The following is a 26,139-nucleotide window of genomic DNA, read 5'->3' on the forward strand; positions in this document are numbered from 1 at the left end:
GCGATGTTCAACTATTTGATTCAAATTGAGCCGTTGGGATTGCTTTACGGCAGTGCAGGACGATTTTTGTCACCCGAAAACTTAGTGGGTCGATCGGGGAGCCATTTTCCGCCCAGTGCTGCGGTTGTATCGGGATTGTTTGCTGCTGCCTATGATGGCAATACTGCAATTCAGGACTTACAACTTGCGGGGCCGTTTTGGGCAAAGAGTGACAATCCGCAAAACTTCCATGTGCCCATGCCGCTCAACTTTCACACTCACACGCCTCCGCATCAGCCCCAAAAACCACTTCAGCCAGGACACATCACGGCTCACCTAAAGTGGGATGGCGAGCAATGGCATACCGACAAAGAACCGGGTGGCAAAGCTCAGAGCGGGGGATGGGTGGCGATCGACAATTGGCAATCTTTAGCAGAACCAATGAACGCCGATCAAATTTCGCACCTCAAAGACAAGCTAACCGTCTATGCTGACCCGTGGAAATTTTTGCCCCACCTGCATCCCAGGCTGCGAGATAACGAACGGCGCGTGGTCGATTCAGCAGATGATCAGGGGAGTTTGTTTCTGGAAAATTCAGTGCAGATGCATCCCGAAACCTGTTTGATTTATCTCTCGAATCTGGCGATCGAGCCGGGATGGTATCGCTTTGGCGGAGAGGGTCACATGGTCGAGGTCACTTGTCACGACTTGAGCCAATCGACTCATGACTTATTTAAGCAAGCTGTGGGACGATGCTTTGCGCTGATCACGCCTGCGATTTGGGGATCGAATCGATTGTCTTATCGAGAACCGATTCCTCAAAATCATCAGCGATCGCTGGGGCAGTCTGTCGAGAATACTACCGTGTGGTCGGTGAAAACGATGCTGACCGATCGGCCAACTCCCTTTCGATATCGTTTGGGCAATCGCATTGATGAACACAAAAATGATATTCATCAGCCACATCAGCCAAAATTGCTCTCACGCGGACGCTATGCCGTCTCTGCTGGAACGGTGTACGTGCTGGAGGAACCGTTAGAATCCTGGGAGGAATGGTCGATCGACTGGTTCCCCAAAGAAGGGCCGTCACTCAAACGATGGGGTTGTGGATTGGCGTTACCGTTGGAGTGATCAGATTAGAAAAATAATCTTCAACGCTGGGAAGAGTGCAGAATTTACACAAAAGGAACCGCTGAATGTACACCAAACGTTATGGCATTTTGGAAACGCTGGCTCCCCTACATATCGGGGCGAGTGCCGGAGAAGAGACGGGCAATCTCAACCTGATTTTTCGGGATCAGTTTACGCAGACGGGCATTATTCCAGGGAGTTCGATTCGCGGTCGGTTTCGGGCAGATATGCGGCAAAAACGACAGTGGTGGCTAGAAGACCAGCTTAAAGCCAAACAAATAACCATTCCCGATCCAGAAGTAGAGAAGATTGAAGTTGAAGAGGGTAACAGGAAAAAGCTGCTTTCTCGGTTGGAATGGCTGGAGCAGCGGTGGTTAGAAGTCGAACTTGAAGCTAAACAAGTAGCCATTCCTGATCCAAAATTAGAGAAAATTGAGGTTGAGGAGGGTGGTAAGAAAAAGCTGCTCTCTCGATTAGAATGGCTAAAATTTCAGGCTAAGAAGAAGGACATCCAGGTTCCAGCTTTAATCAATGACAATCATTGGTATGGTAAATCAGTTGCGTCCAATGATTCTGAGACAACGGAAGCCTTTGTTAAGTTTGAATATGCTTCTCTGGTCTGGTTGCCTGTGTTTTGTCCGGGTCAGCCTGTGGTGTGGGTCACTTGTCCGTGGTTGCTGAAACGCTACAAGCAAATTGCTCAAATTAAGGCTGATTTGCCGCGCCCCTACACTGCTCCAAAAGGCTTACAGGGTAGACAAGTAGAAGCTAGAGGCAAAATTCTCTTCTTCAATTTAGGGTTTTTGGAACTGGAACATGAAGCCGAGCTTTCAGACTGGATTCCGCCCGAAGTGAAGTTGAACCCTAATAATCTTGTTGTAGTTGACGACAATGACATCGCTATGATTCACGATATGGCACTCTATCGTCAGAGTCGAGTCAAGCTGTCAGATACCGAGAAGAAAGTGGATGGCGGAGCGTTTTTTAATGTGGAAGCGCTGCCAGAAGGCAGTGTGATGGTGTTTCCGATCGCTCTTCGTCAACCCGGATGGCAGCCGTTTGAGACGCAATCTTCTGAGTTGTATTTTGGCGGATTGGAATCGATCGGGTTTGGTCGCTGTCGTGTCACGCTTGCAGGAGACAAATAATCATGGCTTGGAAATCTTATGACCTCGATCGCGCTGCTCAAAAATTAGTGCTCAATGCCAGGGCACGAGATCCGCAATCGCTGAATCAGTCTTACAAAATGCGAATGGCCGTTTCCTATGGGCTGGAGCGCTTTTGGGGTGAACATTTACGCCTGAGTGGTAAAGAACAAGACAAATCGGATTACTGGAAAGAAACGTGGGATCAATTGGTTGAAATCATGCAGAAATCTGGCGTGACGATTCCGAATGACAACGTGAATGTGAATAATGTCGATCAAGTGCGATCGATGTCAGAAAGATTGTGGGAATTAGAGCCAAAAGAGCAGCGTGTAATCCTGGCAGTGCTGACTCAACTCTGTGATTGCATTGTCTGGTGGACACAACGCTATAAAGTGGGGAAATTGAACAATGACAGTGATTCCTGAGCCACACAAAAAAGTGCCGATGATGTTTCGCGCACAGGTGAATGGGCGTTGTCAACTTCAGCGTCTCGTCAAAGGCGAAGAACCGGATGCGGTGTTGTGGGCTGATGAATGGGTAGATAAGGTTTATCCCGAATTGCCTGATGCTGGAGAACAGGTGCAAACTCGCACTTACACGATTACCTGGCGGCTGATTACCAATAGCGGACTGGATGATAGTGCGATTCGTCCGGTGATTGGGGCGCGGGGCTGGGTGTTTTATCCGGGGAGCAGTATGAAAGGTCTGTTTCGTCGGGCTTGCACATCAGAACAAGCGGCACTCTATTGCGGCAACCTTGAACAACCAGGAATTTTGCGATTTCAGGGAGGCTATCCAATCGACACCACTTGGACAAAAGGACTGGTGGATATTGTGCATCCGCAGCAGGGCTGGCAGGTCGAAGATCAGGCGAAAAAGTCGAGTGCGTTTGCTCAAATTTCGCTGTATAAGCCGACGTTGCGGTTTGGGATTTCGAGCAGTGCCAAAGCGGTGAATTGGGCGGAGGTTTGGCAGATCTGGGAACGGGCGATCGCCACAGGTCTGGGCAGTCGAGTGGCCGCAGGCTACGGACATGTGGAGACGGGTTCTAACACCGTAAGTCAAGGCACCGTAAGTCAAGGGCTAAAGGTTCTCTATCGCACTCGAATTAAGGGACAGGGACAAGCGCCTAAGTTGCTAAATGGTGAGAGTGAGTTTCGGCCTAGTTTGTTGCGATCGGGACTGCGTGGTCATGCACTGCGAATTTTTGGCGGACTGACGGATGCAAAAACGGCGACGCGATTGGTGGAAACGCTGTTTGGTGGGGTGAGCGGTCATGGGGTTGTGGGACTGGTGGGGCTGCGGTTTCAGGAGTCGCGGTTGGCGTTGCCTCGATTTCAGGAAGGAACATCTTATGAGCAAATTAGATATGAGGTGGAGGGAGAATTGAGTTTGGTGTTGGCAAGGGAATTGCTAGACCCAACGCAGGAGGAAACACTCAAGCGATTGCTGGAGAAGTTGATGCAGTTTGCAATGGTGTTGGGTGGGTTTGGCAAGTCTTGGCGACGATCGGATCATCGGTTGTTTTTTGAGGATTATTACGATCGTCCGAAACCGCTAATCGGCTGTCATTGGCAGTGGGTGGGCGATCGGGCGTTGGGGCGCGATGTGCAGGTGCGATCGCCGGAGAAGTTGGGCGAGTTTGTCGATAAGGTGCGGCAGGCGGCGGCGGAGTGGATGCGGCTTCAGGGGGAGGTTTCTCGACCAGAGTGGGCGGCGGAGTGGCGGGAGGCGTGGCATCCGCGATCGGTGCAGGTGTGGGGGCGGTTGGCGAATAGTGTGGATGAGAGTGAGGCGATTCGCTGGTTTCATGGGGCGTATCAGGAGAAGATTTTGGGGGTGCAGCGGGAGGGGTCGCTGTATCGATCGCAGTCGGCAACCATGACGGGGAAGGTGGGGCAGATTGGGCGGTTGTGGCATCGCATGTACCCAAAGGTGAGGTTGGTGAAGAAGACGCAAGATCCCAAGGAGAAGCCGCAGCCGAGAGTCACGTCTGAGTTTTTGGAGTGGTTGACGATTTTCCCGGATGAGTCGCGGGAGTGTGAGCAATTTTTGGAGTTTTTGCAGGGAGAACCTTATGGGTTTCGGCGACTTTGGGGTGAGGAGTAGCGAATTTTGGCAAAGGTAGCTCGTCGGCTGAAACCCGCATTCTATCGTAGAGGTTTGTCATCTGCTTGTAGCAAGGGTTTCGAGGATCTGAGGTCAAATCATTCTCAACAAAGGAGGACTTATTGACCCCAAAAAAACGGTTTGCCAAAATTGGCTCTACAATACTGACGGGGCGAGGTTTCTAGAAGCCAGACCTGTACCGATCCTTTGCGATCGGATTAGTTGGAAACAAAAAAGTCTTATTTGTTGCAGAGGGGCAAGTTAGCCTGTACCGATCCTTTGCGATCGGATTAGTTGGAAACATTCCCATCACGGTTTGTACAAACGCGATCGCTTGCCTGTACCGATCCTTTGCGATCGGATTAGTTGGAAACCATTTTTGAGTTCCTCGACACGATGTTGGATTTTGCCCTGTACCGATCCTTTGCGATCGGATTAGTTGGAAACATTCCCCTTTCGCTATAGTGACTACAGTATCGGTGCCTGTACCGATCCTTTGCGATCGGATTAGTTGGAAACCCAAGATGTGAGTAGGGTTGTCTACAAGGTCGATCCTGTACCGATCCTTTGCGATCGGATTAGTTGGAAACCCTGAGATTATAAGGCTGGGGTATGAGTTCGATGGCCTGTACCGATCCTTTGCGATCGGATTAGTTGGAAACGGTTTCAGCTTCTTTTTTGGAAGGAATTAATTGATCCCTGTACCGATCCTTTGCGATCGGATTAGTTGGAAACCGTCTAGATGCTCCATTTTTCAAAGATATGTCTGATCCTGTACCGATCCTTTGCGATCGGATTAGTTGGAAACTCAGAGTCAGCAGGCCTTGATCGAAACGCTCAACCTGTACCGATCCTTTGCGATCGGATTAGTTGGAAACTTCATCATCGTCATAGTAGGCATGACCTTTGAAGCGCCTGTACCGATCCTTTGCGATCGGATTAGTTGGAAACTTGTGAGAGAAAGTCAGATAATATGGTTCACCTTTCCCTGTACCGATCCTTTGCGATCGGATTAGTTGGAAACCACTCTGATTCTGGCTGCCCCACGATCGACCCCATACCTGTACCGATCCTTTGCGATCGGATTAGTTGGAAACCATCACCTTTTCGATCTTGTCGCCAGGGTTGATGGCCTGTACCGATCCTTTGCGATCGGATTAGTTGGAAACCCATGTTTGATGTTTCGTGCCTTGAGTTCTTGCGTCTGTACCGATCCTTTGCGATCGGATTAGTTGGAAACTTCAAAGCATCTTTTACAACTTGTGGAAGAAATCCTGTACCGATCCTTTGCGATCGGATTAGTTGGAAACAGCTCAGGCGATAGGTCGTCCTCGTTGAAAATCAATCCTGTACCGATCCTTTGCGATCGGATTAGTTGGAAACTTACCAGCTAGAACTTCAGCCGCTTTTTGTTCAGAGCCTGTACCGATCCTTTGCGATCGGATTAGTTGGAAACTCCCAGTAGAATTCGATGGTGAGGCGTTCCTCGAACCTGTACCGATCCTTTGCGATCGGATTAGTTGGAAACGTAAAGTCCATCCTGTCAGCAGCATCAGCTTGAAGCCTGTACCGATCCTTTGCGATCGGATTAGTTGGAAACGCTGAATCTTGTAGGCATCGCAAATTTTCTCTAGCACCTGTACCGATCCTTTGCGATCGGATTAGTTGGAAACCTAACACCAAACGCGCCTATGCCAAAAGTCTGCGGGCCTGTACCGATTTGCGATCGGATTAGTTGGAAACCAAAGTAATATCCCAAGCCCAGCTCGACGATCTAGCCCTGTACCGATCCTTTGCGATCGGATTAGTTGGAAACAAAGAGCCGTCAGTGAACGGATGATGCCCCACTCTCCCCTGTACCGATCCTTTGCGATCGGATTAGTTGGAAGCTGTTTTGTTCCATAATCATTTGGGTTGGATGGATCCCTGTACCGATCGTTTGCGATCAGATTTATTCAAAGGCTCGATCGCGTTGATCGGGCTTCTTTTTTGGGGATACGATCGCATCTCTCAGTTTCAGGCGAGCGATCGGGCTTCTTGCTAGAATTCCAGACAAGCAGTTACCGGGAAAATGCTTCATGACCTACAAAGAAATTCTGCTGCAAGAGCTAGAAACTGCATCTGACGAAGTTTTAGCAGAAGCGATCGACTTCATTCGCTTTTTGAAAACAAAGTCAGTCTTGTACTCAGCCACAAACACCAAACCCGCAGAGAATCCCAATGTAGAGCCACCCGACGACCCTAGAGCGACGTTTAGCACATTTCTGGCTGACCTAAAACCGCTTCCTCTCCGTCGGACTAAACCCCTACGACAAGAGACACAGGGCAAAGACCTGCTTAAATTTGTGGACACATGGCAGGGAAATGATCTCGAAGACTGTCTCCAATTTGTGCAGGAAACTCGCTCCCAGTCAGAATTTTGACCCTCATCATGTACTTACTAGATACAAATCACTGTAGTTACATCATCAATCATCATCCTCGTGTCATCGCGGAATTGCGATCGCGATCAGAAACAAGCTTTGGAATTAACATCATCACTTACGGCGAACTTCTCTACATGGTTGAGAAATCCACACAGAAAGTTGAAAACCACAAAGCTGTTCAATCATTTCTCGACGCGATCGGTCTCTATCAACTTGATGAAGAAACCGCAATGATTTACAGTCGCCTAAAAATTGCAGTGTTCAACCAATTTGCACCTAAAGACCAGACAAAGCGTCGCAAAACCAGCATTCAAAATCTCGGCTTCGACGATCACGGCTTTTGGATCGCTGCCACCGCTTTGCAGCACAAACTTATTCTTGTTTCGGCTGACAGCGACTTCACTCAAATCCAGCAGGTTTGTCCCCTCACCACTGAGTCCTGGAGTTAAATCCTTTACGTTTCGGTGATTCCACGCCATTAGAGCTAATTGGAGCGCAAAATGATGAAGGATGAAGCTATTACCCAAATCCGCAGAATCCGCCACACGATTTCTAAGGAGCATGGGCATGACCCGTGACGATCGAAATCAGTTTGGTTACGGATCAAATCTTCCCAAAATCTGCTGCCAGTCGAGGCACAAAACGCACCCATCCCCCGCAATCTACTCACCCTTCATCAACTCCCGAAATCTTGCATCTCCCCGAATCGGATAAAAACTGGCATCCGTGCTGACTATCGCCCGACCCAGACGCGGAGACAACCGAAACGTTTGCTGTAGGCTTTCTAACACCAAATCCACATTTCCCTGAAGGGCATAACAGCAGGCACGCCCATACCAAGCACCAGAACTGCGATCGTTAAACTTCAAAGCATTGTCAAAGCTGACGATCGCCTCCTCATAGCGCTTCAGCTTGCTCAAAATCACGCCCCGGTAGTTCCACACATAATCGCTGTGAGGTTTGATCTTGAGAGCAATTTCCAAATCAAGCAGCGCCCCCTCAAGATCATCAAGAAAAGCCAGCGCGACCGCTCGGTTGTACCAGGCTTTGTAACTATCTGGTTTGAGCGTCAAGACCTGATCAAAGCTGACGATCGCCTCCTTGTAGCGGCAGAGGGTCATCAAAGTTTTGCCGTGATTTTGCCAGCCTCGATAGTCATCTGGCTCAAACTTGAGGGCGCGATTAAAATTAGTCAACGCTTCTTCATAGCGACACAGCCTGCCCAAACAAATGCCTCGCCCCTGCCAGGCCAGCGCAAACTTAGGACGAAGGGCGATCGCCCGTTCAAAGCTAGCGATCGCCTCCTCATAGCGTCCCAATTTTTCAAGCGCATACCCACGACAGATTAAAGCTTTCGTGTGGTCGGGATTGACCATCAAGACTTGCTCGTGTTTGGCAACATGCTTCCCATAGCTGCTGAGAAGAGATAACGAGCGGGCCCACTGATAGCTGTTCTGTCGCGGGGTTTCACTGGGATACATAAAGCGAGCGTTTAGGCCTCACGAGGAGAGCGATGGGTCAGCAAAGAGCGAAACCGCTTGTCTTGGCGCAGTCCATCAAAGTCGGCGTTGCTTTGAGCAATTTCTCGATACTCGTCGGGATTGAGTTCGATCGCTCGCTGCAAATGCTCGAATGCGAGGTCTGGCTTGCCCTGAATGGCATAACAGCAGGCTTTGTTGTACCAGAGCGTCGGCAGGTTGGGTTTGAGTTTAAGGGCGTGATCGTAGCTGACGATCGCAGCTTCAAATTGACCCAGGTGGTAGAGCGCATTGCCGCGATTTGTCCAGGATTCCTCAAAATCGGGCTTAAACTCTAAGGCTTTGTCGTAGCTGGCGATCACCTTTTCGAGCTTGCCAAGTTTGCGAAGTGCTAGACCGCGACTGTACCAGGCCCAGTGATAATCAGGTTTGAACTCAATGGCGCGATCGTAGCTAGAAATCGCGTCTTCGTAGCGTTCCATGTTTCGCAGCGTGATACCACGGTTGTACCAGGCCCAGTAGTAGTTTGGTCTAAATTTGATAGCGCGATCGTAGCTCTCAACGGCTTCACAGTAGCGTCCTAGCTCATCCAGGGCATTACCGCGATTGTTCCAGGCTTCGGGGAATCCGGGTTGATACTCCAACGCTTGATCGTAGCTAGCGATCGCATTGTCGTAATCTTTCAGGTGATACAGGGCGTTGCCCCGGTTGTACCACGCATCAGAATAGTCGGGCTGAAGATTGAGAGCGGCTTCGTAACTTAAGATTGCAGCTTCGTAAGCTTTCGTCTTATTTAGATACAGTCCCTTCTGAAAGAAGAAGGTCATCTCAACGTCTTGAACTTGGCTCATCGCCGGGATTTGTCTTACCTAAAGTGTTCTTGTTAAGATTCCCAGGCGAGATGAGCAAACACCAAAAAAGCAAAGAAAATTTATAAGACTAGTCAAAAAAAAATGCTAAGTCGAATCAAGCTTACCTAGAGTGAAGGAATTTGTTTCGCCTGAATTTCGACTTCGAGGGATAGGCTTCCCGGTTTTACGTCCATTGATACAATGCGAAGTTTATTTTGTGCGAGTTCAAAGTAAGGTTGGTTGGCAATCTCCTGCATTTTTTGCATGAGTGCAATCATGAAGGGAATCGATTGTCCTCGATCGGGCGCACAGTAAAAAGATTCCAGCAAGATCGGGCGAGAATCAGTGCGGTGTGAGGCGACTGCCGCAAAAGGGACTTCCTGAATGCCTTCCATTCGATGAATTTTTGCCTGACCGCCGATGTGCATTTTTGTCTCTTCGGTCAGCTTAATTTCTAAGGGAAGCAAAAGTTCAAGTCTGACGGTTTTCCCTTCTACATTTAGGTCGATCGCGGGAATCTTTTGGCTCACAAACTCCGAATTAATAGCTTGATTAATATCAGCTTCGGTCAAAACAATTCGAGCAGTTGTGTTAACAGGTTTATCTAGTTCGAGGTTGCCAAAAATTGCACTTAAGGGATTAATTGAAATGCGATCGGTTTCGATTTCTAACTGCTCAACTCTGATCTCTTCTTGAATAACAATTCCTTGACCCGTCACTGCAACAGAATCGACCTTTCCCTGAACAGCTTTGAGAAGATCTGTCTTAACATCGACCTCAATATTTTCAGCCGTTTCGATTTGAGTAAAGAGTCCTTGTCTAGCGATTTCTGAGAGCACCTGTTCCTCGATTCGTTGCTCGTCTGACATGACGTGATCGCTCCACTAAAAGTTACTCAACAGTGTAGAAAGTAAGCATCAGCCCAGTATCTACACTTTGAAGGAGCTATCTCAGTTTTTGATCAGATTAAGGACAGATGTTTTGATAATAGACTGTCAGCCGTCTTGAATTGCAGATTTTACGATCGCTCATTTGAATAAAAAGTGCGATCGCTCACTCCCAGTTCAACATACTCAACTATTCCTTAAGACAGATGCTTTTTTGATTGCTGATTCGTCCAAGATCAGGTAGGCAAAGTAGCCTTTGAATCTTAAATCATGGGAGCTAATAAGATGGGATATCCGCAAGCACCTTGGACATTAAAAGGCTACGCTTTTTTGAGCTTACATTTAGTTGAGATTGCCAAGGCTTCGCCCTTTATTCCGGTAGAGTTGGCGATCGTTCCTTCGCTTCCGGGCAAGACGTTAGGAGGCGTTTATCTCTCGCAGTATACAAATGGTGACCTGACTTACAACGAGTTAATTGTGGTGGCGGGGTTAGTCAGTTGGCAAGGAACGATCGGAGCCTGGGTATCTCATATCTACGTCGATAATCCCGATTCCGTGGCAGGGGGGCGAGAAATTTGGGGCTTGCCCAAGGAGATGGCGGAGTTTCGCTGGGAGTCGGGCGAGTCGGGAAGAGTGACCGTGCGGCAAGGGGATCAGTTGTTGTGTGCGATGCGATCGACGGGACGATTTAGCCTTCTACGTCAGCGGTTTTCTTTCCCTGGTTTTAGCCAACAAGATGGCAGTTTTCTGGTCTTCAACAGCACGGCCCAGGCGAATTTTGGACTGGTTGGCGTAAATTTGGATATTCCGCAGTCTTCGCCCTTTGGACGTTTAATCAATTCCCCGCCTGTGATGGCCGTCAGCGCAGACTCGTTAGATTTGAAGGTAGATGCTCCCAAAATTGTGGGTAAGTGAGAAACGGATAAAAACGGATGAACGGTTACTGGTGCAGTTCCCATTTAAAAAGCGCTGTCTCGACTCCGTAGTAGCGATCGGTGTGACCTTGCGGGATCATTCCCAACCGTTGGGCGACTCGTTTGGAAGCGTCGTTTTCAGGATGCGTGACAGCGTAAATCACTGGCAGGTTCAGCGTTGTGAATCCGTACTCGATCGCCCCTCTTCCCGCTTCGGTCGCAAATCCCTTTCCCCAAGCGCTTTTCTTGAGATGCCAGCCTACTTCATAGTCTCCAGTGGGATTATTTTCACCGTCGGGTAACTGCTTGAGAATGACGCTGCCGACGATTTCTCCTGTTGTCTTGAGAACGATCGCCCAATATCCCGTTCCGTCATTGAGTTGAGCATAGAGATCAACCACTTTCTGAAGTCGTTCTCGCTGACTTTTTACACTAGACGAGGGTTGTGGATTGCTAAAAGCAGTTCTAAAGAAGCGAAAAATTTCTGGATCGCGGTAAATCTCAAACGCTTGTTCTGCATCCTCAGCCGGATTCCAGTCTCGAATCAGAAGACGATCGGTTTCAAAGCGCAGCATTTAACTATCCCTATCAAAGAGTTTTATCTATTCAATCAGTTCAATCGTGCAGGAAGAGCGGTTCCTTTTGGGTAACTCGAAGCGACCCCTCGCGGGTAACCCAAAGCGATCGCCTTCACGAATTGCAATTTGCAAAGGCTTGTATTGCTTGCTCTTAAGATTTATTGTGGGTTTGACAGGAGACTTTGACAAAAATACTTATGGCTCCACTGGTAGCAAACTACTATCTGACCTACCGATGCAATGCTCGTTGCCACTTTTGTGACATCTGGGCCCTCGAACCGAAACAGGAAGCATCCTTCGAGACCATTCAGAAAAACCTGGCAGATCTGCGGCGCTTGGGCGTTAGATACGTGGACTTTACAGGCGGCGAACCGTTGCTGAGAAAAGACGTGAATGAAATCTTTGCTGAAGCAAAACGGCAGGGGTTCACCACCAGCATGACCACCAACACAATTCTCTACCCCAAGCGGGCCAGAGAGATGCAAGGTCTAGTGGACTTTCTCAACTTCTCCCTCGACGGCGGCGACGCAGAGACTCATGATCAATCGCGGGGGGTCAAAATCTTCGATACGCTGGTCGAGTCGGTGCAACTTGCCCATTCGCTAGGAGAATATCCCGTTCTCAACCACACGGTCACCGCGCAAAACTACGATCGCATCGCCGAAGTCGCCGAACTGGGTCAGCGCCTGAATGCTAGAGTTTGGCTCAATCCTGCTTTTACCGCCCACAGCAATTACAATTCCAAGAAAAATCCAACTCCAGCGATGGTGACGGCGATCGAAACCGCTGCTAAGAAGTACAGTAATCTTGGATACAATAAAGCGGCACTAGCCTTTATCGAAGCAGGCGGCAACGACACTCAAAATCCTCGCTGTAAAGCTGTGGATGCAGTGATCGCCATCTCGCCCAACGATGAACTGCTGTTGCCTTGCTATCACTTTGCTCAAAAAGGCATTGCGATCGACGGTCGTCTCTATGAGATGTACAAGCAGTCAGAAGAAGTCGAGGAGTTCCGACAATCTCAGGGTAAGCTATCAGTCTGTGAGGGCTGTACGGTCTGGTGTTACTTGATCCCCAGCTTTTTCAAAGGTCTAGACAAATATTGGGTGTTAAACCAAGCAACCTATGTCGGAGAATTCCTGGCACGAAAACGATTCCTACAACGAGTTTGAGCCGATCGCAGCCGACGATTTGCCCATCTTAGAGGAAGACAGCGAAATTCCTGAACCGTTTCAGGGCTATCGGGGACGCAGGCGAAAAGCGGCAGCCGTTTTGGTGGTGATTTGGAGTGGTACGATCGCCCTCCATCTCGTCACCTGGGGCTATTGGCTGGTTTTGGGCTTGACCACGCTGATGGGCTTCCATGCGGTCAGATTTTTGTTTGCCCGTCCTTCAGATTTGCCGGAGCCGATTTCAGACGAGACGCGAGACTCCTACCCGTTTGTGTCGCTGATGGTGGCGGCTAAAAATGAGGAAGCGGTCGTCGGTAAGCTGGTAAAGATGCTGTGTCAGTTGGATTATCCGGGCGATCGCTACGAGGTTTGGGTCATCGACGACAACAGCACCGATCGAACGCCGATTTTGTTAGACCAGTTGGCTAAAGAGTATCCACAACTGCAAGTATTCCATCGGCCGCTCAATGCGGGAGGCGGAAAATCGGGTGCCCTCAATCAGGTGTTTCCGTTGACGCAGGGTGAGATTGTCGTCGTTTTTGATGCCGATGCTCAGGTGGAACCGGACTTTTTGCGGCGAGTCGTGCCCGTCTTCGATCGCGAACAAGTCGGAGCCGTTCAGGTGAGAAAGGCGATCGTGCAAGCAGAACCCAATTCTCAATCTCCGGACACCAACAATTTTTGGATTCGGGGACAAATGGCTGAGATGGCCCTGGATGCTTTTATTCATCAGCAAAGAATTGCGATCGGTGGCATTGGCGAACTGCGCGGGAATGGTCAATTGGTGAGGCGTACCGCGATCGAACAGTGTGGCGGCTGGAATGAGGAAACAATCACGGACGATCTGGATCTGACGATTCGGCTGCATCTCAACGACTGGGATATTGACGTGATCACCGTTCCCGCTGTGTATGAGGAAGGCGTTACAAATGCGATCGCGCTCTGGCATCAACGAAATCGCTGGGCAGAAGGTGGCTATCAACGCTATCTCGATTATTGGCGGCTGATTGTCCGCAATCGCATGGGAACGCGCAAAAGCATTGACCTGCTGATGTTCTGGATTATTCAATACGTGATGCCGACGGCGGCGATCCCGGACTTTTTGATGGCGATCGTTCGCAATCGTCCCTTACTGTTAAGTCCGGTGTCTGCGCTGACACTTCTCTTATTTTTGTCGGGCACCTTGGGCGGGCTGCGACGCATTCAACGACTGCGCGGATCAGATGAACAACGCCGCCTGACGCTGAAAGGCATTGACTTCTCATTCATGGTCGTGTTGCTGCAATCGTTGCGCGGTGCGTTGTATATGATGCACTGGTTGCCGATCGTCGCCAGCACAACTGCCCGCATGTCCATTCGTCCCAAACGCTTGAAGTGGGTCAAGACCGTTCACAAAGGAAGCGACGAGTAGCTAGAAATCTACGTCTTCATCGTCTGATTCTTCGTCTGGCTCGTCTGGCTCGATCACCTCAACAACCTGATCTGAATCTGGTATTTCATCGGCTAACTCATCGTCATCTAAATTAACCACCGCACCATTAAAGGCATAGGCCAGGCTCTTAGCGGCTTTGGTGACCTCATCATCTTCCTTCCACTCTCTACGCTGCGGGGAAACTTCTGCAATCTCATCCACTGACTCCTCTAATACGTCTGGTGGCTCAGGGGCAGAAGCGGTTTCTGAATTTGCAACATCGCTGGAAGGGGGCGGTAGTTCAGCAGGGGATTGAGTGGGCGATTCAGGAAGCGGTAACGGTGCAACGGCATCCAACACCTGAATGCTGACTTTAATCTTGGTCTGAAGCGCTCTTGTGGCAGCTTTGCCAATTTGAGGAAGCATTCGCTGGGTCATTTTGAGCATGTGTTCTCCCCGAACTCCCACGACGATTTCATTGCCATCGATCGCCACCAAATGACAGTTAGCACTGACAATCCCCTGAGTTGAGGGCAGATCAATGTTTTCCAGAATTTGTTGCCAGGTTTTTGCAAGCTCACTTTGGGGATCGTCGGGTTGGCTGGCTTCTTCTAGAACCGATTCAGGAATCGGGGGAACTTCTGACAGCGTAGGTTCTGGCTCCGAAGGCTTTGGGGGAACGATCGGGGGCGGCGATCGACGTTCTGAAACAGATACAACAGGCTGACTCGAAGTTGGATACAGAACTGGCTGAGAAGACGTGCTTCTGGGCAACAAGCCCATCAACGTCACTTCTAACCACAAACGCGGCTGAGTGGTCTGCTTGAGTTGAGTTTCACTGCTGCGTAAATGTTGCTGACCTGCCAAAATCGTCTGCAAATCAAGCGTTTTAGCGAATTCACACAGCGTTCTCCAGGTGGGCGGCGTGATGGCGACTAGATCGTGACGACTGGGCGAAGTTTTGGCGATCAATAAGTCTCGATAGAAACTGGCCAGATTTTGCAGCACGATGATCGGTTCGCGACCTCGATCCATTAGACGGCGAGTGTGATCCAAAACGGCTTCAGGATTGTGAGCGGCGATCGCTTCCACCAGTCCCATCAAATCTCGCTCCGGAACGGCACCGACCAGATCCCACACGCGATCGACCGTCACTTCTCCATCCAATAAACTCAACTGATCGAGCAAACTTTCGGCATCCCTAAGTCCGCCTTGAGAAATTTGTCCAATTAGCTGTAGGGCATCTGGCGCGATCGCAATTCCTTCCTTTCCGGCAATCATGTTCAGATGCTGCACCAACGGATTGAGCGGAATTCTTCTAAAATCAAACCGCTGACAGCGAGAAATAATCGTCGGCAAAACGCGCTGCGGATCAGTCGTCGCCAGAACAAAAACGACGCGATCGGGCGGCTCTTCCAACGTCTTCAACAGCGCATTAAACGCCGCAGGGCTTAACATATGGCACTCATCAATGACATACACTTTGTATCGACACTGGACGGGAGCAAACTGAGCGCGTTCAATGAGTTCACGAATGTTGTCTACGCCTGTATTGCTGGCGGCATCGATTTCAATCACATCCAGGGCGGAACCATTGCCGATCGCCACACAAGTTTCACAAACCCCACAAGGATGGGCCGTCGGCACCTTTCCCGCAATGCAGTTGAGCGATTTGGCAAAAATTCGAGCGCTGGAAGTCTTCCCTGTGCCCCGTGCGCCCGTGAAGAGATAGGCTGGTGCAATCCGCTGTTGAGTGAGCGCGTTGGTGAGGGTGGTGGCGATCGCTTCTTGACCCACGAGTTGCGCGAAAGTTTGCGGACGATATTTGTGATGGAGCGGTTGATAAGTCATCGGGATACAGCAGGTTCTTATCTATAGAGTAAGCGAGATCGACTTAGAACAAATGAACTATTTTTGGTAGAATAAAGTCAACGCATTTCGATAAGATACAGGCAGTTCGCGTTCAATCGATCGCCCATTTGGCAACTGCGAGGCAATCCCTATGTTCAAATACGATCCGCTGCTCTGTCTGCCGTCTTCCGAAGAACTTCCCGACTCGGACGAGACTCCCGTGGATCACGAACTTCAAGATTTGATCCCCAGTTTGCTCAAGCTGATTTTGGCGCATCTATGGGGCGATCGCATGGACTGGTTTTTTGGCGTGGATATGGGAATTTATTACGATCCCGACCTACCCGCCATTGTCCCAGATGGATTTCTCAGCCTGGGTGTGGAGCGCATTTTTGATGAAGAACTGCGTCTCAGCTACGTCCTTTGGGAGGAAAACAACATTCCGCCAACTTTTGTGTTGGAGGTCGTTTCGCAGAAATATCGAGGCGAATACAGCCGCAAAAAGAATCTCTACGCTGAAATGGGCGTTTTGTACTATGCCGTCTATTCGTCTCGTCGCCGCCGCAAGCCACCTTTAGAACTCTATCGTCTCGTAAATGGTGAATACGTTCTGCTAACCGGAAATCCAATCTGGCTGCCAGAAATCGGACTGGGGTTGGGACGATCGCGCGGCACTCACCAGGGCATTGAGCGAGAATGGCTTTACTGGTACGACAATCGCGGCGATCGCTTTTTGGAGCCTGAAGAAAAACTCGATCAAGTTGAACAGCAGCTAGAACAAGAACGACAACGATCGCAACGCCTCGCCGACAAACTGCGAGAATTGAACATTGATCCTGATTTGCTGTGAGTTTAAGTCTGAGTGTTGACTGTAAATACTGCGCTAATTCTTTTGACGGCCGCTCTGTTGGATTATGCGATCGGTGATCCGTGGGGGTGGCTACATCCTGTGCAGGTGATGGGCTGGGTTATCGATCGCTTTACCAAATTTGCGTTTCGCGCGTTGAAGTCAGCGATGGCGCTCCGATTAGCGGGAATTGTGTTAGCGATTGTTCTAATCGTGGGCAGCGGTGCGGTCGGCTGGGTCATCGTTGCGATCGCTCAAGCGTTACACCCAGTTTTGGGGATCATCATAGGAAGTGTTTTGTTGGCAAGCTGTTTTGCGGGGCGAAGTCTGCGATCGGCCGCAGAAGATGTTCTGCAACCTTTGGCGAATGGAAATCTTGATCAATCCCGTTCTCATTTAAGTCGCTATGTGGGACGCGACACCCAAACTTTATCGGAGTCAGACATTTTACGCGCCATTCTCGAAACCGTTACCGAAAATGCAACTGATGGGGTCATGGCTCCATTGTTTTTTGCACTGCTGGGAGCGTTCTTTCCGATGATGGGTAGTGTCCCTTTGGCGTTGGCCTACAAGGCGGCCAGTACGTTGGATTCGATGGTGGGCTATCGAGAAGCTCCTTTTACAAATATCGGCTGGTGTAGCGCCAAAGTGGATGATATTCTCACCTGGTTGCCCTGTCGATCGGTGGTCTTAACGTTAGCGATTCTGTCTCAAAAGCCACATCAGATTTGGCAAATTTGTCAACGAGATGCCGCAAAAGATCCCAGTCCCAATTCTGGATGGAGTGAGTGCGCTTATGCGGCCGTTTTGGGCGTTCAGGTTGGGGGCACCAATTGGTATCGCGGAGTCGAAAAGCATAAGCCTTTTTTGGGAGATCCGATTCAACCAATTACGCCTGAGCGCATCCGAACAGCCTTGAATCTAACGCGATCGTGTTTTTTGACCTGGCTCAGTGTTGCCCTTTTAGCGCTATTCTGCAAAGGACTCTGACACACTTCCTGAAATTGGGGATGCTATGAACTGCACCGATCGCTTGCCACACCTCTTTCTCACCCTGACTCTCTGTTTAGTCCCCCTTCCGTCCAGGGCAAATCCTCCCCTCACCCGAACGTCTCAAGGCATGGTGACCTCGGCTCATCCGTTAGCTAGTCAAGCCGGATTGGTGATGCTGCAACAGGGTGGAAACGCGATCGATGCGGCGGTGGCAACTACGTTTGCAATTTCAGTCGTAGAACCCTTTTCGGCAGGGATCGGTGGCGGCGGTTTTCTCTTAATGTATCAAGCAAAAAGTAATGAAACGAAAGCGCTAGACTTTCGAGAGCGGGCACCACTGAAAGCAACTCGCAACTTGTATTTGGATGCTCAAGGCAACGTTAAGCCGAATGCCAGCATCAACGGCTATCTTGCAGTCGCGACACCTGGAACGATCGCAGGACTCTACGAAGCACATCGCAAATATGGAAAGCTTCCCTGGAAAACAGTGATTGCTCCAGCGATCAGACTGGCAGACAAAGGATTTCCGGTTAGTTGGAATTTTGTCAAAGCAACGGAAATGCGACAAAAAACGCTGCTAGAAAATCCTGATTCACGAAAAATATTCTTAAAAAATGGAAAGCCGTATCGGATTGGGGACATATTAATTCAATCAGAGTTAGCAGCAACCTTACGATCGGTTACCCAAAATCCCAACGATTTTTACGCAGGGGGAATTGCTAAAGCGATCGCTGATGACATGGCTAAAAATAAGGGATTGATCACACTAGCGGATCTCAAACAATACCGCTCAATCTGGCGCACTCCAGTCTGCGGAAACTTCCGAAAGGCGAGGGTTTGCTCGATGCCGCCGCCTTCTTCTGGAGGCGTACACTTACTGCAAATTCTCAACCTGATTAGCGACACCGACTTAAAGACTTTAGGCTGGCACAGTCCCGATGTCCTGCATTTGCTAGTCGAGTCGATGCGAATTGCCTATGCCGATCGCGCCGTTTATCTCGGTGATCCTGATTTTGTCAAGGTGCCTGTTCAGTCTCTTATCAGTCCCCGCTATGCTCAAAAACGCCGCCAGGAAATCAATCCCAAAAAAGCCACGCCTTCCAGCCAAGTGAAAGCGATTGATCCCGCAGTGCTTCAACAATTAACTAAGGAATCGACTGAAACCAGTCACTTAACCGTGGTAGACCGCGATCGCAACGCCGTCAGTTTGACCTTCACCGTCAATTTGGGATTTGGAGCAGGCATGGTTGCCAAAGGCACGGGAATTGTTTTAAACAACGAAATGGACGACTTTGCGGTCGCTCCCAACACCCCCAATGCCTTTGGATTAGTGGGAGGGGATGCCAACGCGATCGCCCCCCAAAAAACACCACTCTCCAGCATGACTCCGACGATCGTCACCGAAAATGGTCGCTTGCGCCTCGCAGCAGGCTCTCCCGGCGGTAGCACAATCATCACGACCGTATTGCAAATTGTATTAAACGTCCTGGTCTACGACATGGATGCACGGCGATCGATTGCGGCTCCGCGAATTCATCACCAATGGCTTCCCGATCGCCTCCTCGTCGAATCTTGGGGACTGGACACCCTGACCTTAGAAGAACTACGCCGTCGAGGTCATCAAGTTGAGGAGCGATCGGGCTGGGGAAATGCGAATGCGATCGTCGTTTTGCCAGACGGCTCCCTCGAAGGGGCCGCCGATCCCAGAGGTGAAGGAGCGGCCTACGGATTTTGAGCGATCGTGTCTTAGCTCGACTTTATCCAACTGATAGAAAGCGACACTGCTAGTATTTCTGGTCTCTCAACTCTGCCCTCTGACTTTTCGCGAGGTCGGTCTATCCTCGCCACGATTGAGGAATGGACTTTTGTTGGTTTCCCGCAGCAAGGATAAGAAGAGACTTGTCCTAGAGCAGGAGAAAAGAGGGTGTCAGCATGATTCGGATTGAATTCACACCCGAAAAGGTAGCTGAACTGACCTATGAACGGTATCACTATCCTCACCCAAGAGTGCATCAGAAACTGAAGGTGTTGTACTTGAAAAGCCAAGGATTAGCCCACCAAGAAATCCGACGACTGTGCAATATTAGCAAAACCACGCTGACGGTTTATCTCAGACAGTCTCAAGCCGGGGGCATTGAGGGACTCAAGCAGTTAGATTATCAGGGGCAACCGAGTGAACTGAATGCCCATGCGACGACGGTGGAGGCTGACTTCAAAGCGCAGCCGCCGCAAACGATTGCCGAGGCGCGATCGAAGATAGCCGAACTGACAGGAATTGAGCGCAGTCCCACGCAAGTGACTGCCTTGCTCAACCGGATCGGGATGAAACGGAGCAAGGTTGGATTTGTACCGGGTAAAAGTAGCGATCCAAACAAGATTGCCGCCCAGGAAACGTTTCGCTTTGAGGTGCTAGACCCGCTGCTCGAAACTGCCAAAGCGGGCAAACAAGCCGTTTTTTTGTCGAAGCTGCCCATTTTGTCCACCGTCCTTTTCTAGGCTATCTGTGGTGCTTTGTCCGGGTGTTCATGCCCTCGCCCGCTGGACGCAAACGCTTTAATGTCTTAGGGGCAATCAATGCCCTGACGTTAGAAATCATCACCGTGACGAACGAAACCTACATCCATGCTGAGAGGGTTTGTCAACTGTTACAGAAGCTTTCTAAGTTAGCCTTGGGCATCCCGATGACTTGAGTTTGGGATAATGCTCGCCATCAACAGTGCGCTGCGGTGTTTGACTGTGCGGAACGCTTGGGCATCACGTTAGTCTACTTGCTGTCTTACTCGCCGCATTTGAACTTGATCGAACGCCTCTGGCGGTTTGTGCGACGGGAATGTTTGTACTCCAAGTATTATGCTGACTTCTGTAGTTTCAACCAGGCAATTTCAACGGTGATAGAGGCGGCTCCGATTGACAAACACGACCAGCTTAAAAGCTTGATGAGTTGGAAGTTTCAATCTTTCAAGATCCAGATCTTAGCCGACTAGAGTATAGCCATTGAATGATCTCCTCGCTTTTAGGGTCAAAGACAATGAGGTGAAACCCTAGCTCTTCTAGAAGAAGTTGTCCTGCTTCCCCTCAAAACAATGTTTCAAAGGTTGTCCGACTGATAGCTAGATTAATCGTCGCTCTGGCTGTTTTCGTTGAAGTGTTCTCATTATTGGTTAGGTAAAAATGCTTCTCTCAGGTTAGGGTATCTCAAACCCGCCCTGTGTAAGGCTTTAATAGTGCCGGAGTTCAGCACTTACTCCGCTCGTCCCGACATCAGCCGCCACGCACATTGCTGACGCTTGTTCAATACACGTGGATGCGGGGATACCCTCTGGATAGATATCCATGTGATGGCTGACGCAGCCGAGCTTTTCATCTTGGGCACGTCGCCCCGTTGACTGTTGCCCTCGTTTCCCTTTGCCTTTATGTTTCTCAACACTATCGTTCTCTTTGAACTGAGGTGCTTTTGCATCCTTTGATGCGCCTTGCTGATGTAACAGCTCTTTCAGTTGGTTATTCTCTGCTTCCAGTTCTTGATTGCGCTGCTCTAGCTCCTCCACGCGCTTGGATAGGCGATCGATCTCTTCGCCTAGCTTCGATAGGATAATACTGTACTCCTCTGCCAACATGGGTTGAACAAGCGCAAATGCCGAACAATTGCTCTGAAACTTATCACACCTCTGGAAAAATTTCACCTCTGGGAAAATAGACAGCTACTACTCGCTCTCCGAAGTGTGACGTTGATTGAGCGGATCGAGCAGATCGACTGTCTCGCTTGCTTAGGGCACCTGGAAGTTGCTCGTTAACCGATAGACGCGGCATCCTTCTGGGCATTCTACGGAGGCAGATGCCTGTGAGACTGTGTAGGGGGAGCCTTACTTCTACCGACATCGCTCGTTGCCATCTGCGATCGACCTGCAACTTGTCAGTCTATGCCTCAAATTTCGACGCGATTGCCAAACTTCAAAGTATTACAATCTCAAGACTGCGACTGGCTTGAGCAGATCGCACACTCACAGAACTGCCTGACTCACACCGTTCTGATTCACGAGGGCATCACATCAGATTTTGTTTTCCTTGTGTTGAGCGGCACGTTTATCGTCTCCATTTCTCAGAGCCAATTCCAAACCGATCAAGAAATTGTCCGCTGCGGGGTCGGCGAACTGCTGGGTGAGATGTCACTACTTGATGATCGCCCACCCTCTGCCACCGTCAGCGCCGCCGAACCAAGTCAAGTCTTGGCAATTCCCAAGCGATCGCTCCAAACGAAACTTACCCTGGATACAGATTTTGCCGCCCGGTTTTATCAAGAGATTGCTATTACGCTGTCAGTTCGTCTCCGCAGCCTGTCTAAACTGCTGGCACAAAGTCAGATTGTGCCCGGACAGGCACTACGAAAAGTGTTGTTTGTGTTTGCGATCCTCAATGACAACGACATCGACTGGATGACCACACACGGACGACGCGAACAAATCACTGCCGGAACCGTGATCATCCAGCAAGGGCAACCCGTCGAGGCAATTTACATTGTCCTCAAAGGTAACTTAGCGATTACCTTTACGGTTGAGATCGACGGTCAGCCAGTCGAAAAAGAGATTGCGCGGCGTGCGAGTGGCGAAATCGTGGGAGAAATGTCTTTTGTGGAAACCGGAGTCGCTTCGGCTTCGATTCGCTGTGCAGAACACTCCCTATTGCTGGCATTACCGCAAGACTTGTTGTGGGAAAAATTGAAGCGCGATCGCGGTTTTGCCACCCGGTTTTATCAAGCGATTTCCATCGGCAACAAGGATTGACCACGATTGCACAACAGCGGCAAAGTCTGGAGCAACGGATACAAAATACTCAAGCGATGCTGCCTGCGCTAAAAGATCGTTGGGAGCGACGCGAACAGTTGGCGAAGCAAGGCGCAATCGAGCAAGATGTTCTGATTCTTGCTGAACGGGAGTATCGTCAGGAAATGCAGAACATTCAAGACTTGCAGGCACAACTGCGTCAGTTAGCAGTGAACGCGACCGAAACCGAGCAACGCTATGCTCAAAGTCAGAGTACGATCGCCGAAATTGGGGCGCAACTCGAAGAACTAGAAACGCGCAGCAAGCGACTGAATCAAGAGAATTTACAAGCCTCGAATACGCGCAGTAATGAGATTGCGGAGGGCGATCGCGCGATCGCCCAACTGAAACAGCAAATCAGCGATCGTAGTTTGATTCGGAGTCCGCAGGATGGCGCGATTCTTGACATGAGTGGCGTGTTAGGGCAGGTCGTCAGTTCAGGAACGCGACTCGGAACGCTGCAAACTGGGGGTTCAGAATCGGCTGTTTTAACCGGAGTGGTTTACTTTGAGGTCAAAGACGGCAAGCAGATCAAACCGGGCATGAAGGTGCAACTCACCCCAGACACAGTAAAGCGAGAGCAGTTTGAGGGCATTGTGGGGACGGTAAAATTAGTGTCGCCCTACCCAGTAACATCAAGTCGAGCCGCCGTCAAAGTTGGCAATCCCGAATTGGCAGATACTCTAACGGGTAAGTCTGCCAAAGTCGAAGTGGTAGTGGAACTGCAACCAGAGACGAACACGATCAGTGGTTACAAGTGGTCGTCCTCGAAGGGGCCCGCGAACAAGCTGACTTCGGGTACGACCGCTGCGGTGCGTGTAACTGTGGAAGAACGCGCACCGATTACGTTTCTGTTACCCTTTCTGCGTGAATGGAGCGGGCTTCAGTAAGCGGCTCTAGAAGTACCGTTGGATATAGCGAGTGCGGGGTGCAGGTCGATAAAATCGAGAATCACCGTAACCCCCTCGCTCTTCTTTAATTTCTAGATTAAATTGCTTGTAAATCTCAAGGCGATCGCTCAAGCTTTCTGGCGTTAATTGTTGTTCCTCTGCGGCTTGTTCGGCTCTGTTTGATTGCTTTGGAAAGAAGCGTTCCCATAGTGCGACCATACTGTTCATCATTTCATTCAATCCTTGAATTTACTCAAACTTGCGATCGAATCACAGCGTTTGAGTAGAGTGTTCCCCAATGGAATGAACACACCTTAGAGGAACAACTGAAATTTAGAAAGTTGCGTTTCTGGAGACTCAGTTAGCTTTTGGAGAATTGCTTGATAACTACTCAGAAAGTAATCAATTGACTCATTAGTAAAGGTTGTTGAACTATATGAGGCAAAAAGTTCGATCGCCTGAGTCTTTTCTTCAGGATAAGAAACATAAAGCTCTAAAGGGCAACATTGTTCATTCCAAACTCCACGGCTAGTGGTAATAGGCAAAATGTCACACTTTAGCGTTTGATTTAACCAGTTCGTTGCAGGAACTAGCACAAGATTAACTGTTCGCAAAACCTCTATCTTGTTCTCGAATGGCTCCCAGATTCCTTCTAGTGGAACTGCGTGGGTGAGCGTTGCACTTACCATTTGCTTGACGTGTTCTAGCAGAGAAATCCCAGTTTGGTCATGGTCTAATTGAGTACGCAACGGTAGATCGCTAATGAAACAACCCAGCAGCTTTTCAATGTCTGGTATGGTGCGATTTGCCATTGTACCCAGCACCAGAATATCTGTCTGATTGCTCCATTTGCACAACAGAATATTGAGTGCAGTGAGGAAGACAGTGAATGGCGTGACCCTATGAGTATGGCTGAAGGCCACGATCGCGGCTGTTAAGTTCTGAGGTAGAAAAACTTGACGCTCGGAAGCAGGGTAATCATTTTGCAGAGATTGAGCGGCAGGTAGCAGATCGAGCAAGACTGGTAGATTGGCAAGATGCTGATGCCAGTATGGTAAGTGGGTTGCCAAAACTTCTTCACTAAAATAGTTACGCTGCCAGATCGCAAAGTCTGCATACTGAAAGGGTAGTTCTGGTAGAGGCCTGACTATTACCCACAACTTTGAGGGAAGAGGTGAAAGCCAAGTCGAGCTGTGTTTTGAAGTACTGCCCATCCTCTCCAGATGACCGTTGGTCCAGGATCGCCATCGCCCTTGCGAGCTAAAAAGCCACCCAGTTTCGCAATGGCAATCACGGCTTGAGCCACACAGAAATTTGAGGGTTGAGCATCGTTGGTGCGATTTGTCAGCAGTAGCAGGATGCGGCTCTCAAGTTCGGTCAAGATCGTCCGAGCTGAAGCGGTGGGAGCAGTTCTGTGCATCCAGGTGATCCAGAAAAGCCGCCATGCCACTACGCTCATCAAGGTGATGTAGCGATTCAAGCGCTCCGCTGATTGCAAGCGACACTGCTCGACCGTGCAACCGTGCTGGAGAATTTTATGAAAGACCTCAATCTGCCAGCGACAACAGTACCAGATCACTTTTTCCAATGCCTGCTCGAATGAAGTGAGCGCAATGTGGGTCAAAAGCATCCACTCAATCTGGTTTTCGAGGTTTGGAGCATCGACTTCCGTCACATAGACGGCATTCAGCATGACTGGTGGTAGCGGGTAGAATAACGACTGTTTCGGGCGCTGTGTGGGTTCTAAAGTCACCGCTCCAAACCGAACTGCAAGAGTCGCGGTGCGTTCCGGTTTAGCGTCCCGCGATGGCACCGTAATTTGGTAGCATCCTGCCACAGGTTGGGCTTGCAGGTGTTCCCATGGGCGAGGGCATTCACTGTCTTTGAGATGGCGATTCCAAGCAGCGCGAATGACAAATTCTGCATGGCAACGCTCGGCGGCGACCAAGAACTCGTAGATATCACGCTCTCTGTCACAGAGTGTAATCACTCTCGTGTTCTCAGGTTTGATTTTTTGAACCAGCTCAAGTCCTTGAATCCAGCGATAGCTCTCCTTATGCTCAATCGACGTATTCTTGCGTTCGCGCTCACTGTGCTGATTGTATCCGCTTCTTGCCCATCCGGTTTGATTCAGTAATCCCAAAGGCAAACCTTGAGGCGTGACCGCTAGAATGTTGTGAGTCACTAAGCCAAGACTAGCAGAGCGACTGTCGCCAATCGGACCTAATCCTTGGGTGTGTTTATGACTTGAAAAGTTTAAATACGAGGTATCTTGAACCGCAAGCACAACGGCTTCGGCTTTCATCCGCTCTAACGTTCGAGTGCGATGGGGGCTTAGAATTTGTTCACTCGTAACGTGGTCGTTCTGAAAGAACCGATACGCAGCCTTGGTCGCCGCCCAGTCTTCGCTCGCTTGATTGATGGGCGCTTCTGGTGCGGTTGACCAGTCTTCTGCGAGCTTCTTTAGTCTTGTGTTTAGCCGCTTATCACCCAAATCGACCGATTCAAATTCCCGCTCGCTCCAAGTTTGCTCTTTGGTCATCTGGCTGATGGTCATGCACTCTTAATTCAAAAATTAAAGCTAACCTTTCTGCTCATATTCCTGTCCTGTTCCCGTTTAGTGAAAGCCGAACTTATGGGTAATAGTCAGAGCT

24 protein-coding genes, 1 pseudogene and 1 CRISPR repeat array are annotated in these 26,139 nt (G+C 49.7%); of the genes and pseudogenes, 15 read left to right on the forward strand and 10 right to left on the reverse strand.

Going from position 1 to position 26,139, the window contains the following annotated elements; genetic code table 11:
• The first annotated feature begins 3 nt into the window (after positions 1-3).
• The 4 genes from ACKFKH_RS12565 (at position 4) to ACKFKH_RS12580 (ending at position 4,367) form a co-directional block, all read left to right on the forward strand.
• A complete protein-coding gene (locus tag ACKFKH_RS12565; RefSeq protein WP_446858641.1) occupies positions 4-1,110 on the forward strand; it encodes a type III-B CRISPR module-associated Cmr3 family protein in 1,107 nt (368 codons plus the stop codon).
• Between the two features lie 65 nt (positions 1,111-1,175).
• Positions 1,176-2,258 carry an RAMP superfamily CRISPR-associated protein gene (locus ACKFKH_RS12570; protein ID WP_446858643.1) on the forward strand — a complete coding sequence of 361 codons (1,083 nt, stop codon included), beginning with the start codon at positions 1,176-1,178 and terminating at the stop codon, positions 2,256-2,258.
• Between the two features lie 2 nt (positions 2,259-2,260).
• On the forward strand, positions 2,261-2,683 hold the full coding sequence (locus tag ACKFKH_RS12575) for a hypothetical protein (RefSeq protein ID WP_446858644.1): 423 nt from the start codon (positions 2,261-2,263) through the stop codon (positions 2,681-2,683).
• On the forward strand, positions 2,667-4,367 hold the full coding sequence (locus ACKFKH_RS12580; protein ID WP_446858645.1) for a hypothetical protein: 1,701 nt from the start codon (positions 2,667-2,669) through the stop codon (positions 4,365-4,367). The genes ACKFKH_RS12575 and ACKFKH_RS12580 overlap by 17 nt, the downstream gene beginning before the upstream one ends.
• 193 nt (positions 4,368-4,560) lie before the next feature.
• A CRISPR array of direct repeats spans positions 4,561-6,041; the repeat unit is 37 nt; unit sequence CCTGTACCGATCCTTTGCGATCGGATTAGTTGGAAAC.
• A gap of 277 nt (positions 6,042-6,318) precedes the next feature.
• Here the strand turns inward: ACKFKH_RS12580 and ACKFKH_RS12585 are convergent.
• The gene (locus tag ACKFKH_RS12585; RefSeq protein WP_446858646.1) at positions 6,319-6,447 is read right to left on the reverse strand and encodes a hypothetical protein; all 129 of its coding nucleotides are present in this window, start codon (positions 6,445-6,447) and stop codon (positions 6,319-6,321) included.
• On the opposite strand from ACKFKH_RS12585, the gene ACKFKH_RS12590 reads away from it, so the two are divergent.
• Together ACKFKH_RS12590 and ACKFKH_RS12595 are read left to right on the forward strand one after the other, a co-directional pair.
• Positions 6,446-6,790, forward strand: a complete 345-nt coding sequence (locus ACKFKH_RS12590; protein WP_446858647.1) for a hypothetical protein — start codon at positions 6,446-6,448, stop codon at positions 6,788-6,790. The two genes, ACKFKH_RS12585 and ACKFKH_RS12590, sit on opposite strands and share 2 nt — an antisense overlap.
• An 8-nt stretch (positions 6,791-6,798) precedes the next feature.
• The gene (locus ACKFKH_RS12595) at positions 6,799-7,242 is read left to right on the forward strand and encodes a type II toxin-antitoxin system VapC family toxin (RefSeq protein ID WP_446858648.1); all 444 of its coding nucleotides are present in this window, start codon (positions 6,799-6,801) and stop codon (positions 7,240-7,242) included.
• A gap of 213 nt (positions 7,243-7,455) precedes the next feature.
• Here the strand turns inward: ACKFKH_RS12595 and ACKFKH_RS12600 are convergent, their stop codons facing one another.
• The 3 genes from ACKFKH_RS12600 to ACKFKH_RS12610 form a co-directional block, all read right to left on the reverse strand.
• Complete coding sequence (locus tag ACKFKH_RS12600) at positions 7,456-8,274, reverse strand: tetratricopeptide repeat protein (protein ID WP_446858649.1); 819 nt, start codon at positions 8,272-8,274, stop codon at positions 7,456-7,458.
• An 11-nt stretch (positions 8,275-8,285) separates the two neighbouring features.
• Positions 8,286-9,122: a tetratricopeptide repeat protein gene (locus tag ACKFKH_RS12605; RefSeq protein WP_446858650.1), complete on the reverse strand. Its 837-nt coding sequence runs from the start codon at positions 9,120-9,122 to the stop codon at positions 8,286-8,288.
• A gap of 125 nt (positions 9,123-9,247) precedes the next feature.
• Complete coding sequence (locus ACKFKH_RS12610; protein WP_446858651.1) at positions 9,248-9,991, reverse strand: LmeA family phospholipid-binding protein; 744 nt, start codon at positions 9,989-9,991, stop codon at positions 9,248-9,250.
• Between the two features lie 303 nt (positions 9,992-10,294).
• Between ACKFKH_RS12610 and ACKFKH_RS12615 the strand changes: the two genes are divergently transcribed.
• Complete coding sequence (locus ACKFKH_RS12615; RefSeq protein WP_446858652.1) at positions 10,295-10,924, forward strand: acetoacetate decarboxylase family protein; 630 nt, start codon at positions 10,295-10,297, stop codon at positions 10,922-10,924.
• 25 nt (positions 10,925-10,949) lie between these two features.
• Here the strand turns inward: ACKFKH_RS12615 and ACKFKH_RS12620 are convergent, their stop codons facing one another.
• Positions 10,950-11,498, reverse strand: coding sequence for a GNAT family N-acetyltransferase (locus ACKFKH_RS12620; protein WP_446858653.1), 549 nt, complete (start codon positions 11,496-11,498; stop codon positions 10,950-10,952).
• Positions 11,499-11,698: 200 nt separating this feature from the next.
• On the opposite strand from ACKFKH_RS12620, the gene ACKFKH_RS12625 reads away from it, so the two are divergent.
• Together ACKFKH_RS12625 and ACKFKH_RS12630 are read left to right on the forward strand one after the other, a co-directional pair.
• Positions 11,699-12,673 (forward strand): radical SAM protein, encoded by a 975-nt coding sequence (locus tag ACKFKH_RS12625; RefSeq protein ID WP_446858654.1) that lies wholly within the window; start codon positions 11,699-11,701, stop codon positions 12,671-12,673.
• On the forward strand, positions 12,627-14,084 hold the full coding sequence (locus ACKFKH_RS12630) for a glycosyltransferase (protein ID WP_446858655.1): 1,458 nt from the start codon (positions 12,627-12,629) through the stop codon (positions 14,082-14,084). The genes ACKFKH_RS12625 and ACKFKH_RS12630 overlap by 47 nt, the downstream gene beginning before the upstream one ends.
• Here the strand turns inward: ACKFKH_RS12630 and ACKFKH_RS12635 are convergent, their stop codons facing one another.
• Positions 14,085-15,935 (reverse strand): DNA polymerase III subunit gamma/tau, encoded by a 1,851-nt coding sequence (locus ACKFKH_RS12635; protein WP_446858656.1) that lies wholly within the window; start codon positions 15,933-15,935, stop codon positions 14,085-14,087.
• A gap of 151 nt (positions 15,936-16,086) precedes the next feature.
• Between ACKFKH_RS12635 and ACKFKH_RS12640 the strand changes: the two genes are divergently transcribed.
• From ACKFKH_RS12640 to ACKFKH_RS12655, 4 genes and pseudogenes are all read left to right on the forward strand, one after another.
• Positions 16,087-16,785 (forward strand): Uma2 family endonuclease, encoded by a 699-nt coding sequence (locus ACKFKH_RS12640; protein ID WP_446858657.1) that lies wholly within the window; start codon positions 16,087-16,089, stop codon positions 16,783-16,785.
• Positions 16,786-16,800: 15 nt separating this feature from the next.
• Positions 16,801-17,772, forward strand: coding sequence for an adenosylcobinamide-phosphate synthase CbiB (cbiB, locus tag ACKFKH_RS12645; protein WP_446858658.1), 972 nt, complete (start codon positions 16,801-16,803; stop codon positions 17,770-17,772).
• Between the two features lie 25 nt (positions 17,773-17,797).
• A complete protein-coding gene (gene ggt, locus ACKFKH_RS12650) occupies positions 17,798-19,510 on the forward strand; it encodes a gamma-glutamyltransferase (protein WP_446858659.1) in 1,713 nt (570 codons plus the stop codon).
• A 197-nt stretch (positions 19,511-19,707) separates the two neighbouring features.
• Positions 19,708-20,759, forward strand: a pseudogene (locus tag ACKFKH_RS12655) (IS630 family transposase).
• Positions 20,760-20,993: 234 nt separating this feature from the next.
• On the opposite strand, the gene ACKFKH_RS12660 reads toward ACKFKH_RS12655, so the two are convergent.
• Entirely contained in the window at positions 20,994-21,392 is a 399-nt protein-coding gene (locus ACKFKH_RS12660; RefSeq protein WP_446858660.1) for a hypothetical protein, read from the reverse strand.
• A gap of 303 nt (positions 21,393-21,695) precedes the next feature.
• Here ACKFKH_RS12660 and ACKFKH_RS12665 point away from each other — a divergent pair, with 303 nt between their 5' ends.
• Together ACKFKH_RS12665 and ACKFKH_RS12670 are read left to right on the forward strand one after the other, a co-directional pair.
• Positions 21,696-22,556: a cyclic nucleotide-binding domain-containing protein gene (locus tag ACKFKH_RS12665; protein ID WP_446858661.1), complete on the forward strand. Its 861-nt coding sequence runs from the start codon at positions 21,696-21,698 to the stop codon at positions 22,554-22,556.
• Complete coding sequence (locus ACKFKH_RS12670; protein ID WP_446858662.1) at positions 22,481-23,485, forward strand: NHLP bacteriocin system secretion protein; 1,005 nt, start codon at positions 22,481-22,483, stop codon at positions 23,483-23,485. Before ACKFKH_RS12665 ends, ACKFKH_RS12670 begins: the two co-directional genes overlap by 76 nt.
• Positions 23,486-23,491: 6 nt before the next feature.
• On the opposite strand, the gene ACKFKH_RS12675 is transcribed toward ACKFKH_RS12670, so the two are convergent.
• From ACKFKH_RS12675 to ACKFKH_RS12685, 3 genes are all read right to left on the reverse strand, one after another.
• Complete coding sequence (locus ACKFKH_RS12675) at positions 23,492-23,713, reverse strand: hypothetical protein (protein ID WP_446858663.1); 222 nt, start codon at positions 23,711-23,713, stop codon at positions 23,492-23,494.
• An 86-nt stretch (positions 23,714-23,799) separates the two neighbouring features.
• Positions 23,800-24,645 carry a condensation domain-containing protein gene (locus tag ACKFKH_RS12680; protein ID WP_446858664.1) on the reverse strand — a complete coding sequence of 282 codons (846 nt, stop codon included), beginning with the start codon at positions 24,643-24,645 and terminating at the stop codon, positions 23,800-23,802.
• Entirely contained in the window at positions 24,636-26,042 is a 1,407-nt protein-coding gene (locus ACKFKH_RS12685) for an IS4 family transposase (protein WP_446858665.1), read from the reverse strand. The genes ACKFKH_RS12680 and ACKFKH_RS12685 overlap by 10 nt, the downstream gene beginning before the upstream one ends.
• Positions 26,043-26,139: the final 97 nt, after the last annotated feature.

It is taken from the genome of Phormidesmis sp. 146-20, assembly GCF_052939475.1.

Bases quoted from the DNA above. Each gene is read 5' to 3' on its own strand.
- ACKFKH_RS12565 (WP_446858641.1), top strand. From the start codon at position 4: ATGTTCAACTATTTGATTCAAATTGAGCCGTTGGGATTGCTTTACGGC.
- ACKFKH_RS12570 (WP_446858643.1), top strand. From the start codon at position 1,176: ATGTACACCAAACGTTATGGCATTTTGGAAACGCTGGCTCCCCTACAT.
- ACKFKH_RS12575 (WP_446858644.1), top strand. From the start codon at position 2,261: ATGGCTTGGAAATCTTATGACCTCGATCGCGCTGCTCAAAAATTAGTG.
- ACKFKH_RS12580 (WP_446858645.1), top strand. From the start codon at position 2,667: ATGACAGTGATTCCTGAGCCACACAAAAAAGTGCCGATGATGTTTCGC.
- ACKFKH_RS12590 (WP_446858647.1), top strand. From the start codon at position 6,446: ATGACCTACAAAGAAATTCTGCTGCAAGAGCTAGAAACTGCATCTGAC.
- ACKFKH_RS12585 (WP_446858646.1), bottom strand. From the start codon at position 6,447: ATGAAGCATTTTCCCGGTAACTGCTTGTCTGGAATTCTAGCAAGAAGC.
- ACKFKH_RS12595 (WP_446858648.1), top strand. From the start codon at position 6,799: ATGTACTTACTAGATACAAATCACTGTAGTTACATCATCAATCATCAT.
- ACKFKH_RS12600 (WP_446858649.1), bottom strand. From the start codon at position 8,274: ATGTATCCCAGTGAAACCCCGCGACAGAACAGCTATCAGTGGGCCCGC.
- ACKFKH_RS12605 (WP_446858650.1), bottom strand. From the start codon at position 9,122: ATGAGCCAAGTTCAAGACGTTGAGATGACCTTCTTCTTTCAGAAGGGA.
- ACKFKH_RS12610 (WP_446858651.1), bottom strand. From the start codon at position 9,991: ATGTCAGACGAGCAACGAATCGAGGAACAGGTGCTCTCAGAAATCGCT.
- ACKFKH_RS12615 (WP_446858652.1), top strand. From the start codon at position 10,295: ATGGGATATCCGCAAGCACCTTGGACATTAAAAGGCTACGCTTTTTTG.
- ACKFKH_RS12620 (WP_446858653.1), bottom strand. From the start codon at position 11,498: ATGCTGCGCTTTGAAACCGATCGTCTTCTGATTCGAGACTGGAATCCG.
- ACKFKH_RS12625 (WP_446858654.1), top strand. From the start codon at position 11,699: ATGGCTCCACTGGTAGCAAACTACTATCTGACCTACCGATGCAATGCT.
- ACKFKH_RS12630 (WP_446858655.1), top strand. From the start codon at position 12,627: ATGTCGGAGAATTCCTGGCACGAAAACGATTCCTACAACGAGTTTGAG.
- ACKFKH_RS12635 (WP_446858656.1), bottom strand. From the start codon at position 15,935: ATGACTTATCAACCGCTCCATCACAAATATCGTCCGCAAACTTTCGCG.
- ACKFKH_RS12640 (WP_446858657.1), top strand. From the start codon at position 16,087: ATGTTCAAATACGATCCGCTGCTCTGTCTGCCGTCTTCCGAAGAACTT.
- ggt (WP_446858659.1), top strand. From the start codon at position 17,798: ATGAACTGCACCGATCGCTTGCCACACCTCTTTCTCACCCTGACTCTC.
- ACKFKH_RS12660 (WP_446858660.1), bottom strand. From the start codon at position 21,392: ATGTTGGCAGAGGAGTACAGTATTATCCTATCGAAGCTAGGCGAAGAG.
- ACKFKH_RS12665 (WP_446858661.1), top strand. From the start codon at position 21,696: ATGCCTCAAATTTCGACGCGATTGCCAAACTTCAAAGTATTACAATCT.
- ACKFKH_RS12675 (WP_446858663.1), bottom strand. From the start codon at position 23,713: ATGAACAGTATGGTCGCACTATGGGAACGCTTCTTTCCAAAGCAATCA.
- ACKFKH_RS12685 (WP_446858665.1), bottom strand. From the start codon at position 26,042: ATGACCATCAGCCAGATGACCAAAGAGCAAACTTGGAGCGAGCGGGAA.